This window comes from Lederbergia galactosidilytica, from assembly GCF_017873565.1.
Lineage (GTDB): Bacteria > Bacillota > Bacilli > Bacillales > Bacillaceae_C > Lederbergia > Lederbergia galactosidilytica.
Map to the genome: position 1 here is coordinate 18,560 of NZ_JAGGKH010000019.1, position 13,358 is coordinate 31,917.

Annotated in this window: 12 protein-coding genes and 1 pseudogene; 2 read left to right on the forward strand and 11 right to left on the reverse strand. The window is 36.1% G+C overall.

Annotation, left to right across the window (positions count from 1 at the left end):
* Positions 1 to 145: 145 nt before the first annotated feature.
* Together J2Z23_RS17465 and J2Z23_RS17470 are read right to left on the reverse strand one after the other, a co-directional pair.
* Positions 146 to 622, reverse strand: a complete 477-nt coding sequence (locus tag J2Z23_RS17465; protein ID WP_057988099.1) for a Rok-like winged helix domain-containing protein — start codon at positions 620 to 622, stop codon at positions 146 to 148.
* Positions 612 to 764, reverse strand: coding sequence for a hypothetical protein (locus J2Z23_RS17470; protein ID WP_209974705.1), 153 nt, complete (start codon positions 762 to 764; stop codon positions 612 to 614). Before J2Z23_RS17470 ends, J2Z23_RS17465 begins: the two co-directional genes overlap by 11 nt.
* A gap of 399 nt (positions 765 to 1,163) precedes the next feature.
* Here J2Z23_RS17470 and sda point away from each other — a divergent pair, with 399 nt between their 5' ends.
* Positions 1,164 to 1,286, forward strand: a complete 123-nt coding sequence (sda, locus tag J2Z23_RS17475) for a sporulation histidine kinase inhibitor Sda (RefSeq protein ID WP_057988101.1) — start codon at positions 1,164 to 1,166, stop codon at positions 1,284 to 1,286.
* 131 nt (positions 1,287 to 1,417) lie between these two features.
* On the opposite strand, the gene odhB is transcribed toward sda, so the two are convergent.
* Positions 1,418 to 2,653, reverse strand: a complete 1,236-nt coding sequence (gene odhB / locus J2Z23_RS17480; protein ID WP_057988103.1) for a 2-oxoglutarate dehydrogenase complex dihydrolipoyllysine-residue succinyltransferase — start codon at positions 2,651 to 2,653, stop codon at positions 1,418 to 1,420.
* 44 nt (positions 2,654 to 2,697) lie between these two features.
* A complete protein-coding gene (locus J2Z23_RS17485; RefSeq protein ID WP_209974707.1) occupies positions 2,698 to 5,541 on the reverse strand; it encodes a 2-oxoglutarate dehydrogenase E1 component in 2,844 nt (947 codons plus the stop codon).
* Between the two features lie 354 nt (positions 5,542 to 5,895).
* On the opposite strand from J2Z23_RS17485, the gene J2Z23_RS17490 reads away from it, so the two are divergent.
* Complete coding sequence (locus J2Z23_RS17490; RefSeq protein WP_057988106.1) at positions 5,896 to 7,164, forward strand: MFS transporter; 1,269 nt, start codon at positions 5,896 to 5,898, stop codon at positions 7,162 to 7,164.
* Between the two features lie 3 nt (positions 7,165 to 7,167).
* Here the strand turns inward: J2Z23_RS17490 and panF are convergent, their stop codons facing one another.
* The 7 genes and pseudogenes from panF to J2Z23_RS17525 all read right to left on the reverse strand — a co-directional run bounded on the left by panF (position 7,168) and on the right by J2Z23_RS17525 (position 13,340).
* Positions 7,168 to 8,601 (reverse strand): sodium/pantothenate symporter, encoded by a 1,434-nt coding sequence (panF, locus tag J2Z23_RS17495; RefSeq protein WP_057988108.1) that lies wholly within the window; start codon positions 8,599 to 8,601, stop codon positions 7,168 to 7,170.
* On the reverse strand, positions 8,598 to 8,873 hold the full coding sequence (locus J2Z23_RS17500; RefSeq protein WP_057995700.1) for a YhdT family protein: 276 nt from the start codon (positions 8,871 to 8,873) through the stop codon (positions 8,598 to 8,600). Before J2Z23_RS17500 ends, panF begins: the two co-directional genes overlap by 4 nt.
* A gap of 357 nt (positions 8,874 to 9,230) precedes the next feature.
* Positions 9,231 to 9,630: pseudogene (locus tag J2Z23_RS17505) on the reverse strand (transposase); the annotation flags it as partial.
* A gap of 308 nt (positions 9,631 to 9,938) precedes the next feature.
* On the reverse strand, positions 9,939 to 10,523 hold the full coding sequence (locus J2Z23_RS17510) for a PepSY domain-containing protein (protein WP_064468007.1): 585 nt from the start codon (positions 10,521 to 10,523) through the stop codon (positions 9,939 to 9,941).
* Between the two features lie 102 nt (positions 10,524 to 10,625).
* Complete coding sequence (locus J2Z23_RS17515) at positions 10,626 to 11,174, reverse strand: PepSY domain-containing protein (RefSeq protein ID WP_209974708.1); 549 nt, start codon at positions 11,172 to 11,174, stop codon at positions 10,626 to 10,628.
* Between the two features lie 112 nt (positions 11,175 to 11,286).
* Positions 11,287 to 12,639 (reverse strand): sensor histidine kinase, encoded by a 1,353-nt coding sequence (locus tag J2Z23_RS17520; RefSeq protein WP_064468008.1) that lies wholly within the window; start codon positions 12,637 to 12,639, stop codon positions 11,287 to 11,289.
* Positions 12,636 to 13,340 carry a response regulator transcription factor gene (locus J2Z23_RS17525; RefSeq protein ID WP_209974710.1) on the reverse strand — a complete coding sequence of 235 codons (705 nt, stop codon included), beginning with the start codon at positions 13,338 to 13,340 and terminating at the stop codon, positions 12,636 to 12,638. Before J2Z23_RS17525 ends, J2Z23_RS17520 begins: the two co-directional genes overlap by 4 nt.
* Positions 13,341 to 13,358 lie beyond the last annotated feature (18 nt).

Here is a 13,358-nt window from a genome sequence, read left to right on the forward strand (position 1 = left end):
TGTTCAATTGTCTGCGGTAAAGATAATGTATTCATGAATAATATTTCCTCTCTAAATTAATAAAAATCCACATCTATTTATTCTAACAAAAATAAAGAAGACTTGCTCATAAGCAAGCCTAAGCAATATTCAGTTTCTGCTGAGTTCAATCTTCCTGTTCATCGCCATCATAAGCATAAAGGCCTCTTCCTACCTTTATAATATTTTGATCTGATTCCCGTATTGTATTCATAAATGTTGTCATATTCGCGATATGCGAATGAGACACAGCCTCAATCTGTTCTTTTAATTTCTTTCCACGTATAGGGGCATCCGCCTTTTGTAATATATCAATCGCGATTTCTCTTAATTTAGTTGTTTTACTCCTTCTAGAAGGCCGTCCTTTTCTTTTTCTAGGAATTGGGATTGGCATACTTTCCGATTGGTTTAATTCAGAATTTGCTTTTTGGTGCTGTTGGTGCTCCCTAATATCTTCAATTTCAGTTGTTTCCTGTTCATCTAATTCCCTTAGGCGATTAAAAATAAAACTTCTCTCTTTATATATATCTTCTAAAATTCTTTTCTCCACATCACGCATTTGCTCTAATCTGATTTTTAAGGCGCTTCTTTCATCAAACAACATATATTCCCTCCTCATCCCCAACTCCATTTATCTTTTCTTTTTGGTAACCGGAAAACAGTATAAATGAAATAATGTATTGACCATCATAAATGATGGGATTTATTCCTATTCCTTGGTTGAAAAATGACATAATATTGTCCATTCAGTCTGCTTTCAGAATAGATTGGTAAGTTCTCAATAAAATCGCTCTTCTCACAGAAATTTCAAATATCTATTGCTTGGACTCATATTTTCCACACGATAATCAGAATACCAACCTTCATGATATAACATAAATTATGGGCAAAAATGGATAGAAAGGCAAGATGATTTAGAAAATTATATATCATGGAAAAATTAAAGTTTGAACATTTTTAAAATTATTTCGTTTTGCTCTTTCCCCTATTTGGTATATTAAACAACTTACCTTTTTAAATACACATTTTTTAAAGTGTTTTCTTTTTAAGGAATTTTAAGCAAAACGCTTTCTTTTTGTTCTTAAAACGAGTAAAATAATAATAACAATTGAATAATCCAATTTCACGAGGAGGTTTTACTAGCAATGAAGATTATGAGTAATGAACTGCTGGTCGCTGCCTATCGAGATGCAAAGAAAAATAAACATGAGAGTGAATGGATTAGGTTACTGAAGTCAGAAATTAGAAAACGTGGATTAAAGGCTTAATTTAAATATAAAACTATATAACTATAAATTTATTAGCGTGTCCATTTTATTGGGCACGCCTTTTAAATTTTATTACTCCCTACAAATATATAAAGGGCCGAAATTTTTCGGCCCTTTAATTTACTCGCATATTATCCTTCTAAAAGAAGATCTTCAGGATTTTCTAACAGTTTTTTAATGGTTACTAGGAAGCCTACAGCTTCTTTTCCATCAATAACTCTGTGATCATAAGATAAAGCAACATACATCATTGGACGATTTTCCATACGTTCTGCATCAATGGCAACAGGACGGGTTTGAATAGTATGCATTCCCAAAATCCCTACTTGCGTTCCATTTAGAATAGGAGTTGATAAGAGAGAACCAAATACACCGCCATTTGTAATGGTAAATGTTCCCCCAGATAAATCACTTAAGGTTAATTTATTATCTCTAGCTTTATTCGCAACTGCTAAAATATCTGATTCAATTTCAGCAAAATTTTTACGATCACAATCGCGAATAACAGGTACCACCAATCCTTCGTCAGTTGAAACAGCAACACCAATATCATAGAAATTTTTCATGATCAACTCATCGCCATCAAGTTCAGAGTTTACAGCTGGGTATTTTTTTAGTGCTGCTACAACTGCTTTTGTAAAGAATGACATAAACCCTAACCGAACATCATGTTCTTTTACAAAATTATCTTTTTTACGTTTACGTAAGTCCATAACAGCTGTCATATCAATTTCATTGAAAGTAGTTAACATTGCTGTGTTTTGTTTCACTTCTAGTAGACGCTTAGCGATTGTTTGACGACGCCTAGATAGACGTACCCTTTCAACCGGCTTTCCATCTTCTGGCACAACAGAAGGTGAAGGTTTTTGCACAGGTGCTGATTCTTGTTTTGGTTGATCAGAGTATGAAGAAACATCCTGTTTTCTAACACGTCCCATTGGATCAACTGTTGGCACTTGTGAAAGATCAATCCCTTTTTCTCTAGCTAATCTTCGTGCTGCAGGGGAAGCAATTGGTCGTTCTTTTTTCTCTTCAGTCACTTTTTCTGATACATCTTCTGCTTTTTGTTCTTCTTGCGATTTATCCTTCACTTGTGTATTTGCTGGAGCCTCATCGTTATTTGACTTTTCCCCTCCAGCTTCTACAATCGCGATTACTTCACCGACTTGAACGGTATCTCCTTCAGTTGCTTTTAATTCCTTTACAATTCCTTCTTCTTCGGAAATGACTTCAAGATTTACTTTATCTGTTTCAAGCTCTACAATATATTCTCCCTTATCTACATGATCGCCTGGTTGTTTCAACCACTGAGCGATTGTACCTTCCGTAATTGATTCTGCTAATTCAGGTACTTTAATTTCAGCCACTTTGAAATCCTCCTCTATATAGTTACCATACATTTGTGTAATAGTTAGTTTTTGTTTAGAGCTTCTTTAATGATGCGTTTTTGTTCTTTCTTATGAACAGTCGGATCTCCTTCAGATGGGCTAGAGCGTTTTCTACGACCAGTATATTTAACCTCCACACCGTTTGGAGCAAGTTTTCGTAAATATGGATCAGCGTGTGTCCATCCTCCCATATTCTTCGGCTCCTCTTGAACCCAAACAAGTTCTTTTAAATTAGGATATTGAGCCAATATTTCTTTAATCTTTTCGGATGGAAACGGATATAATTCTTCGATTCTTAAAACATGAAGCCACTCTAAATCTTTCTCGTTGTCCAATTGCTCCGCCAAATCGATACTAATTTTCCCACTGCATAGAATGATCCTTTCTACAGCTTCCTTCTTTTGACCAAGACCAGTTTGTTCAATGACCGTTTGGAAGCTCCCTTTTACAAGCTCATGTATTTCTACGGAAGCAAGCGGATGACGTAATAAATATTTTGGCGTCATAATCACAAGTGGTTTCACATTTTCTTTACCAAGAGAAGCAGCCTGCCTTCTAAGCAAATGGTAATATTGAGCTGCACTTGAAAGATTGGCAACAGTCCAATTATTTTCTGCAGCACTTTGTAAAAACCTTTCCATTCTTCCGCTTGAATGTTCAGGCCCTTGTCCTTCATATCCGTGAGGGAGAAGTAATACCAAACCAGACTTTTGACCCCATTTTGCTCTTCCAGATGAAATAAATTGGTCAAAATAAACCTGTGCCATATTGGCAAAATCCCCAAATTGGGCTTCCCATAGTACAAGAGTTTCCGGTGCAAAAACATTATAACCGTATTCAAAACCTACTACTCCTGCCTCTGTTAATGGACTATTATACACAGCGAAAGAAGCTCGCGCCTCAGGAATATGGTGCATAGGTATTAACTCTTTTCCAGTCTTCTCATCATGCAAGACGAGATGGCGGTGGGCAAATGTTCCTCTTTGTGTATCCTGGCCAGTGAATCGAATTGGAGTACCATTTCTTAGAATGGTTGCAAATGCGAGTGACTCTGCATGTCCCCAATCAATTTTGCCTTTTCCGGAGAAAACGGCCTCTCTTCTTTTTAAAATCCTGCTTAGCTTCTGGAAAACGTGGAAATCCTTAGGCCAATCTAATAATGCATTATTGATAATTTTTAGCTCTTCTTCTGAAACAGTTGTTTGTTCATCTTGAAAAGCTTCCATCACTTTTTCAGGTGGGTTCATTAAAATATCGGGTTCATCTGAACTTTTAGCCGCACCATCATACTCATTTTGCAGTTTTTGAAAGATTTTTTCGTCGATTTTTTTAACATCTTCTTTTGAGAGTAGACCCTTTTCTATTAAACGTTCTGCATAAATTTCTTTAACCGTTGGATGGTTATTTACGACGTTGTACATAATAGGATTTGTCACCATTGGTTCGTCCGTTTCATTATGACCATAGCGACGATAACCGATCAAATCAATGACAAAGTCTTTATGGAATTTATGCCGATATTTATAAGCTAAAATACCAGCTGCTAATACTGCTTCTGGATCATCCGCATTCACGTGAACAATCGGAATTTCAAATCCTTTTGCAATATCAGATGCATACTTTGTGGAACGTGAATCCAAACTCTCTGTAGTAAATCCAATCATGTTATTGGCAATTATGTGAATAGTACCGCCCGTATCATAACCTTTTAAATGGCCCATATTTAATGTTTCTTGAACAATTCCTTCCCCAGCGAACGCGGCATCACCATGGACAGAAATAGCTAAGCTACTTGCCATATTTTGCAGAGGAATCCCTGCTTGACTTCTATCCTCTTGGGTTGCACGTGTGTAACCGTCAACAACTGGACCCACAACTTCTAAATGGCTAGGATTGTTAGCAAGTGTAATCCGAGTTTGGGTTGTATCAGCTCGTTTTACTCTTTTGTCAGCGCCAAGATGATATTTCACATCTCCTGTCCAACCATATGTAATTCCAATTGAACCTTCCGATGGGATTAAATCCTTATTCGGTGCATGTTGGAATTCAGAGAATATTAATTTGTAAGGCTTTTCTAATATATGGGCAAGAACATTAAGTCTTCCACGATGCGCCATTCCAATATTAATTGTTTTAGTTCCTGATTCCACTGTAGAATTAATAATTTTATCAATTAAAGGAACGAGAGTATCAAGACCTTCAATTGAAAATCGTTTTTGGCCTACAAATGTCCGATGGATAAATTTTTCAAACCCTTCAACTTCTGAAAGACGGTGTAATACTTGGATTCTTTCTTCCTTTGTAAGAGAAGGATAAAAACTCTCAGATTCAATTTGTCCTTGAAGCCATTTTTTTTCTTCTAGCTCGTGCACATGATTATATTCAAAAGCAATTTTTTGTGTATATACTTTTCTCAAATGATTAATGGCTTCGAGTCCATCTTTTAAATCCGCTGGTGCATTTGGAGAAATAAATGACGGTGGAATATTTTTAAGATCCTCTTCCGTTAAATCAAATTGAGACGGCTCTATGTATCTCACATCAATATCCCGGAGATTCAAAGGCCTAATGTCCGCAGCTAAATGTCCATATGTACGAATATTATCTGCTAGCTTAATAGCACCAGCAAGCTTACTATACATGTCAGGGCTTTCGGGAATTTGAAAAGAAACATTAGCCTGCCCTTTTGTTGTTACGCTTACTTCTGCTTCCTGCGGTGCTCCCCATTGATCAAATAATGACTTTAGTTCTGGATCAACACTACTGGGATCATTGACATACTCATCGTAAATTTCCATTACATAACCAAGATTCGGACCTGAAAATTTCTGCCAGGGCGACGCTTGATATGAAGTGTTTTTACTCATTTGTGATACGCCTCCACGATTGCAACCAATTTATTTTGAATAAACAATCCATTGAAAATATAAAACCCTATCATTATTTTAGCATTGTACTTACATAAATTAAAGGAAATTTGTCTAATTTATGAAGGTTTTAAAATAGATTAACATTTAGGGTTTTAATAGAAAATTCAACCATATCAATCTTACTATGATTCCATAAAAATGCAATGATTTTGTTTGGGATTTCTTTCCTTATTATCCTTTCCATTTTTGTCCAATAAATCCGAAGTTAGATTTCTTCGAAAAAGACGTTTATCAGGATAAAAAGAAAAAATCTGTTAATAGTAAAATTATTATGATTGAAAGGAAAAAACGATGGAAACAAATAACAAACAAGCAGAATTAAATAATACGAATAGAAAACCAAATAAGAAGCTCGCTATTATGGCAATAGCCTCTATTCCACTAATCATGACTCTGGGAAATTCAATGTTAATTCCACTACTGCCTTTAATGGAAAAGGAACTTGATATTTCTAAATTTCAATCTAGTTTGATCATAACTGTGTATTCAATTGTTTCCATTTTTTTAATCCCAGTTGCTGGTTTTCTCTCCGATAAATACGGTAGGAAAATTGTGATCATCCCCTCGCTGATCTTAACTGGGATTGGAGGAATTATATGTGGATGGGCAGGATGGCAACTTGACTCTGCCTTTACTTGGATTATTATTGGAAGAATCTTTCAAGGAATTGGTGCATCAGGGGCCTTTCCAATTGTTTTACCTTTAGTTGGAGATATATGCAAAGAAGAAGCTGAAGCAAGTGCCTCGTTGGGTATTATTGAAACCTCGAATACTTTTGGTAAAGTACTGAGCCCGATTTTAGGTTCATTAATTGCAGGAATTATTTGGTTTATGCCTTTTTTTGCCATTCCGGTGCTAAGCCTTTTATCTTTACTATTAATCGTTTTTTTTGTTAAAAAACCTAAAGGAGATAATCACGAGCTTTCATTCGGCCGTTTCACTAAAAATATTAAAGTAATATTTAAACAGCATTGGAGATGGCTTACCGCTGTTTTTATTATTGGCGCCATTCTTATGTTTGTTCTATTCGGTTTGCTTTTTTATTTATCATCTATCTTGGAGGATAAATATCATTACGATGGAGTAAAAAAAGGATTCCTTCTCGCTATACCTTTAGCAGCCTTATGTGCAGCTTCTTTTATAGCTGGGAAGGTAATAAAAGACAATTTAACGAGAATGAAATGGATTACATTTTTCGGCATTGTTTTGACAGGAATATCCATTGGCGCTACATTGTTTTCTGAGAAGTTTATCTATTTAATTGTTGTCTTCCTCGTTTGCGGAATTGGAATTGGCGCTGCTTTACCATGTCTGGATTCAATTTTGACACAAAGCATTGAAAAAGAAATGAGAGGGACAATTACTTCGATTTTCAGTTCTATGCGTTTTCTGGGTGTTGCCGCTGGCCCACCTGTCATTGCTTTGCTTATGAAAGGGAAAATCCTTGATATGATCATTTTATTAGGTGTACTTAGTGTGATTGGTGCTTGGCTTTCCTTTAAAGCTATAAAACCAGAAGAAAAAAAACAGGCCACAAAAGTGAAACCCGTTTTAGAATGAAAGTTATAAGCTTAAGGTTGGTTTTGTAGTTAGTTTTGATATAAGCACAAAGACAATTAAAGATATTAGTACAGGAAGTACAACAGTATGCATCCCTAAAGCATTTGGCCAGAAGAGATGGAAACAAATATACGTGCCCATTCCAGCCACCATTGAACTAATTGCGCCATATCTATTGGCATTTTTCCAATATAATCCTAATACAATTGGCCAAATAAATACTGCTTCTAATCCTCCGAAAGAAAAAAGATTAAGCCAAATTAAGAAATCAGGAGGTTGTATTGCCAAAAAGAAAACGGCCACTCCTATCATGGCTGTAACCCAGAGACTGATTTTCTTGACTTTGTTTATATTTGCATTTGGATTAATAAAATTTAAATAAAGATCTTTCACAAGAGCGGATGAAACTAATAATAATAATGAATCCACCGTAGACATAATCGCTGCCATGGGAGCTGCTAATACAATTCCTGCAGCCCATGGGGGCAATATTTCAAGAGTTAGTAATGGCATTACTGTGTCCGCATCTTCTAAACCAGGAATTATCACTCTGGCAAACACTCCAGCTAAATGCATCCCAAGCATGATTATACCCGTGACAAAAGTTCCGATTATAATTGCTCGATGCATAGCACTCGAATTTTTATAAGACATCGCCCTTACTGCTACTTGTGGGAGACCTACTACACCAACACCGACTAATATCCAAAATGATGATAGGTATAATGGAGTTAAACTTCGATCTGAACCATATGGGCTTAATAAATTGGGATTCTCGTTTCTTAATTCTGCCATGATTGTATCAATACCACCGCCAGCAATAATGGCGGCAATAATTAAAACAACCGTCCCACCTAACATAATGATTCCTTGAATACTATCGGTAATTGCCACAGCTCGAAATCCGCCAACGACAACATAAACTAATACAGAAACTGCGAAGATTACAAGAGCAGATAAATATGATACACCGATAACTGACTCAATCAGCCTTGCTCCTCCCACCCACTGGGCTATCATTGCAGAAAATAAAAAAATCGTAATGCTAACGGCAGATAGTATACTTACCCATTTGGATTGATAACGACTTTGTAAGAAATCGGTCAATGTGACGGCTTTATATTTTCTTGCCATGATAGCAAACTTTTTGCCTAACACCATTAAAATAAAATAACCTGTTACAACTTGGGACATTGCGAGTAACACCCACGCTAACCCATAGTGATAAGCTGCTCCTGGTCCCCCCAAAAAGCTACTTGCACTTCCATAGGTCGCTACCATCGTCATAGCTAATACAAAGCCACCTAATTGTCGGCTACCCAAAAAATATTCCTGAATAAATGAATCAGAGGATTTTACGAATCTCGCCGCATAAAAACCAGCTATAAAAATAATAATTAGAAATAGAAGAAGTGGAATAATAACTTGAATATTCAATCCTGCTCCTCCTCTTCAAAAGATAGATCACGAAAAAATACCTTTACAAAAATGACTACTAATAAAAAAATGATGATAAATCCTAAAATACAGCTATAAAAAAACCAAGCCGGAAAACCTAGTACATATTGGTAGTCCTCTACTGGTTTATTACCTAACCCATAGGCAAATCCGTACCACCAAAGAAAATGAAAGAACACTAATCCAACCCCAATCCATGCTTCCCTTTGAGAAATACGCGACTGTCTATCAGTTAATTCAAACTTCTTCACCGGTTCTTTACTCCTTCCAACATAAAATCCCAATTTCTTGTTTTATTATATAGAAACTACTAAGATCGCTCAACTTCTACGATAATTCATTAACTCGCTTCGTCCCATAGCATAAAAAAAGACAAAAGGGTTGGAAATCAAAATAAATTCCAACCCTTTTGCTATTCATACAGGATAATTCTCTTAAAAAGAGCCATAAATGCTCTCCTTATGTTTCTATTACGCCATGGTTGGCGTAATCCAAGTCCAGCTGGCCAGCTTCATAAGATTTAAGGCAGCAAAAGTCAGCATCGCCTGCATGGACATTTTTTTAACCCCCCTAACATCAACGGCAACGATGACTGGACGTCCTACTTCATGGTCAAGGCTGAGAAGCCCGCGGTTTGTCACCTCGTTTAGAACTTTATAGAAGATCTGCTCGAATAGATCTGTATCTGCAAATCGACGCACATAGGTTTTTCCGAACGTGGAAAAGTGAGGAACCTCTGCATGAAGGCCAAGGAACCAGCGATATGCCACATTCGTTTCAATTTCCTTGATTGTCTGGCGCATGGAACGGATGCGGAAGGTATACTGAATGGCCAGGATATATGCTGAGTCTCCCAATGGTTAAGTAAAGATCTTCGACTAATGGATAGATAAAGGAGAAATCAATAGCCGCATCCAGTTTGCGCACCAGATGGTCGTGGGGAACCAACTGCTCTATTGCCAGCATTTCCAGCTGTTCGCGTTCATTAATTTGATTCTTCGTCATCATATCCATCACCTCATTCAGTTAATAGGAAACACCGTTGATTGGAGCGGAGAGCGGCGACTCCAGCGGGAACAGCACGAGCTGAAGACCCTGGACTGTGCGCAGCGAGGGAAGCGGCTGAAGCCGTGCCCGCGGAAAGCGACCTTTCCTGCTTTATCTCTATCTAGATAGACATGGAAATGCCAGATATGCTATAAAGTAGCTAGAGTTTCTCAAAGAGATGTAAAATCGAAACGGCATTGGGAGAAAGACATTCCCAATGCCGTTTGTCGACCAATAAGACAAATCCGTTCATGGATTACTTCTTAAACTTAATCATTCACTTCTTTTGATTTAATTTTTCCAGTTCGAGAGTCAATCTTTATTTCCACTTGATCTTCATTTGAATATAGTTCAATTTCATATTCTTTATCATCAGAGTCAAAGCTAATTTCGGTAATATCTCCTGGAGTATCTTTTATAGCAATAGATACAGCTTCATTCAGTGAAATAGTCCCTTCTGTATTAGAGCCGTTCAATGTAATATCTTCATATGAAATTGATTCAACATCCTTTGCATCATAATCAAATTCAACGATTTCACCTGTTTTAGCATCTATCTCTAGCTCTACTCTCGTATGCGAATCACCCCTTGCTTCTATTTCATAAACAAACTGGCCATCATCTTTATCAAGCTCTATACTTTGGATTGTTCCATCAAATTCTTGTAGCGTAATATCACGTGCTTCCTCCAATGAAATCAAACCTGTCTCTGTTATTTTTTCATCCACGGAACCATTACCACTATTCGTAACCTCAGCTTCAGTAGTACTTGAGTTAGAAATGGCTGCTACTCCAAGCGCACCACTAAAAATAACAGCAACTACTATAAATGGAATCATTAATTTTTTACTCATTTTTTACTCTCCCTTCCTTGATCATAGTTTTATCATAATCAAATAAAATGAGGAAAGAAGAATAGGATAATGAGAATTTCATGAGAATGACAATTGCCAATTTTAATCATCCCATGTAATAGTTTTTATCTCTCCTGTAACCGCATTGATCTGTATCGTGGCTTCCATATCATCTGACCGCTCAATTTCAATAAAATAATAGCTGATTCCGTCTTCTTCTTCAAAGTCGACATCATCTACATCACCTTTAACTTCTTTTAATGCAATATTCACGGCCTCTTCCTTTGGGATAATAATATTAGCATCATCATTAGGAGTGGGAAAAATGGCATCATCCTGTTTAACAGGTTTTTCCTTATCAACGTTTGGTTCTACCTCTTTAAGTCTGCTAACTTTAAGGATATCTCCTGATTGGCGATCTAATTTAATTTCATATGTTCCGGTATTTAATTCGATTGTCACGACAAAATTTTTAGTTGTATTGGTTACTTCTTTAATTTCTCCTTTGTAAATATCAGTAACAATATTTTCAGCATCAGCTGTTGTTACAGGTTCAGCTAAAGTTTTATATTGAAACAATTGCCAAATTGCAAAGGTTAACACCACTATACTAATGAAGATAATAAACGGCTTTATAAATTTTTTTCTCATAAATTGATCCTTCTCCATTTTTTTAACCATTTTACTCCCTATTCATGAGAATTTAATGAGAATTGCTCGTTCTCAACAGTAGATAACCCCGCAAATCACGCTATCAGAAATATTAAAAGGCTTTAGGTAAGATAATTTGCACAGTTGTCCCTTGACCTTCTTTACTTTTCATATCTAGTTTTGCATTTATTGAATTGGCAATTTCTTTAGCTAAGGGAAGGCCTAAGCCAAATCCACCCGATTTTCGTGATCTCGCCTTATCCACTCGATAAAAACGATCAAATATTTTCGATAATTCATCTGCTGGAATTCCAATCCCATTGTCTATAATTTCGATAATTCCGTATTTTTCCGAAGTGCTTATTTTCACTTCTACCTGACCTTCACTATACTTTAAGGCATTATCCATTAAAATATACAAAAGTTGTTTTAGTTTTTGTAAATCCGTTTGAATAACAATAGGTTGCTCAACTTGTAGAAGGATATCCCGATGGAAAGCCATATGGAAAGACTGAACAGATTCTTTTACTATTTGTTTTAAATCCACTTGAGTTACTTCTACTTTCCATTGATCATTCTTTGCTAAAAGTAAGAGTTGTTGGGTTAATTCCTTCATCCGGATCGCTTCTGATTGTATTGCTTCTACGGATTCATCAAAAATTTCTTCTCTTTCCTTCCCACGGCGTTTTAATAAACTAGCATATGACTCAATAATAGTAAGAGGGGTTTTTAACTCATGGGAAGCGTTAGATACAAAATCTTCTTGTTTCTCATAATTCTTCTCTAATTGAAGTATCATTTCGTTAAATGTTTTTCCCATTTGATAAAGCTCATCATTAGATGGTTTAGGCAGATTTATAAGTTTATATTGATCATTCTCACGTATATCATTCATTGTGCGAATTAAATTAGCAACTGGTCTAGTAATCAAATTTCCTAATAACCGTGATGAAAAAATAACAGGGATTGCCGCTAAAATTGTAATGATAATCAATACCCATTTTAAAATGGATAAAATATGCACAGAGGAGGAGAGATTTTCTGTTAATTGTAATTCTACCACTTCCCCGGTAGGTACCCAAATAAGTGGAATAGAAACAAATGCATAGACGATTCCGTTCTCTTTGACGATCTCATGTTGTTCTTTTCCTAAATACGATATTGGTAAATCGATTAGATTTTCTTGATTTTTAGCAGTTGTTGCTGTTTCGGTTGTTCCATCTTGATTAACAATACGAATCATACTATTAACAGGTACATAAGCTCTTAACGCATTTTTAGTTGCCGCGCTTGACTCCGTCTGCTTCATCCCTCTGGCAATATTTAGAACTTGAAAAGTAGTCTTTTCTAGTTCGTTCTTTAAAATAAAATGATTGAAGGTAAAATAAATCGATCCATTAATTAATACTAATAGAACAATAATAAGTGCTGAAGTATATAAATTTATTTTAGTTCTTAGCTTCATATTTTATCCTTTAATACATAACCAACACCGCGAACGGTGTGTATTAGTGCATGGTCATACGGTTTATCGACTTTATTGCGCAAATACCGAATATAAACATCAACTATATTGGTATCCCCATAATAATCATAACCCCATACTCCGTTTAAAAGCTGCTCTCGATTTAAAACGATTTTTTCATTCTTCATTAAATATGTAAGCAAGTCAAATTCTCGTGGCGTAAGATCTATGGTATCATCCCCCCGATAAACTTCTCTCGTTGCCTCGCTTAATTTCAAATTCCCAACTTTCAACCAATCTTCTGGCATAGTTACGTCGTTTTGTTGTTTAGTTAGCCTTAGAGCAGCACGAATTCGGGCAAATAATTCCTCAATTTGGAAGGGCTTTGTTAAGTAATCATTAGCTCCCAAATCTAACCCAGAAACTTTATCTTCAACAGAGTCTTTTGCGGTTAATAAAATTACAGGCATTTTTTGATCATGAGCTCTTATTCTTCGCAATACTTCAATGCCACTTAGACTTGGTAACATCACATCTAACAATACAAGATCCCAAGATTGTTCACGGATCATCTCTAATCCTTCCAGACCATCTAGAGCCTTCCCTGTTTCATACCCCTCATAAGTGAGTTCAATTTCAAGTAAACGGGCAATTTTCTCTTCATCTTCAACAATGAGAATTTTTGTTTTTAGCTGTTCCATTATTACATCATCCTGATA

Bases quoted from the DNA above. Each gene is read 5' to 3' on its own strand.
- J2Z23_RS17465 (WP_057988099.1), bottom strand. From the start codon at position 622: ATGTTGTTTGATGAAAGAAGCGCCTTAAAAATCAGATTAGAGCAAATG.
- J2Z23_RS17470 (WP_209974705.1), bottom strand. From the start codon at position 764: ATGGACAATATTATGTCATTTTTCAACCAAGGAATAGGAATAAATCCC.
- sda (WP_057988101.1), top strand. From the start codon at position 1,164: ATGAAGATTATGAGTAATGAACTGCTGGTCGCTGCCTATCGAGATGCA.
- J2Z23_RS17485 (WP_209974707.1), bottom strand. From the start codon at position 5,541: ATGAGTAAAAACACTTCATATCAAGCGTCGCCCTGGCAGAAATTTTCA.
- J2Z23_RS17490 (WP_057988106.1), top strand. From the start codon at position 5,896: ATGGAAACAAATAACAAACAAGCAGAATTAAATAATACGAATAGAAAA.
- J2Z23_RS17510 (WP_064468007.1), bottom strand. From the start codon at position 10,523: ATGAGTAAAAAATTAATGATTCCATTTATAGTAGTTGCTGTTATTTTT.
- J2Z23_RS17515 (WP_209974708.1), bottom strand. From the start codon at position 11,174: ATGAGAAAAAAATTTATAAAGCCGTTTATTATCTTCATTAGTATAGTG.
- J2Z23_RS17520 (WP_064468008.1), bottom strand. From the start codon at position 12,639: ATGAAGCTAAGAACTAAAATAAATTTATATACTTCAGCACTTATTATT.
- J2Z23_RS17525 (WP_209974710.1), bottom strand. From the start codon at position 13,340: ATGGAACAGCTAAAAACAAAAATTCTCATTGTTGAAGATGAAGAGAAA.